Below are 462 nucleotides of genomic sequence, written 5' to 3' on the forward strand. Positions count from 1 at the left end.
CGGCGTCTGCAGGATGCGGGTCTTCTGATGCCGGCACTTTGTCTTAGCGATGCGAGATACTACGAGGAAAACGCGCATTATTGGGCTTTCCAGGTGCTTGATAAAGCAAGAGCAACGGGCGAGCGGCAGCCTATGGCTTTTCGAAACGTTGGAGCATCTTTGCATGAACTCGATGAGTGCGGCGACTACGCCGGGATTGGCTTCTTCAGTTCCGGCAGCGCATTGGGAAACCGTAGCTGCAAAGCGCCGCAGAATATAGCCGCGCGCCATGAGACAATCGTCGACGGTTGCGGACATGCGGCTGATGTTTTCCTTGCTGACGATCCTGTCAGAACCCCCGTCTCTCTCGTGCTCTCAATTGCCCCAATGTTCGGCGATGATCACCCTTCACCCGAGGGCACCTGCGCAGGTGCGGAGACATGAGAGGCCGCTGATTGTTCATGTTCGATCGGAAATGGTGTG

1 pseudogene is annotated in these 462 nt (G+C 56.3%); it reads left to right on the forward strand.

Annotated features, from left to right (window positions below):
* Positions 1–423 (forward strand): annotated as a pseudogene (locus EN818_RS33030) (hypothetical protein); the annotation flags it as partial.
* Positions 424–462 lie beyond the last annotated feature (39 nt).

Origin of the sequence: Mesorhizobium sp. M3A.F.Ca.ET.175.01.1.1, from assembly GCF_004791945.1 — a bacterium.
GTDB lineage: Bacteria > Pseudomonadota > Alphaproteobacteria > Rhizobiales > Rhizobiaceae > Mesorhizobium.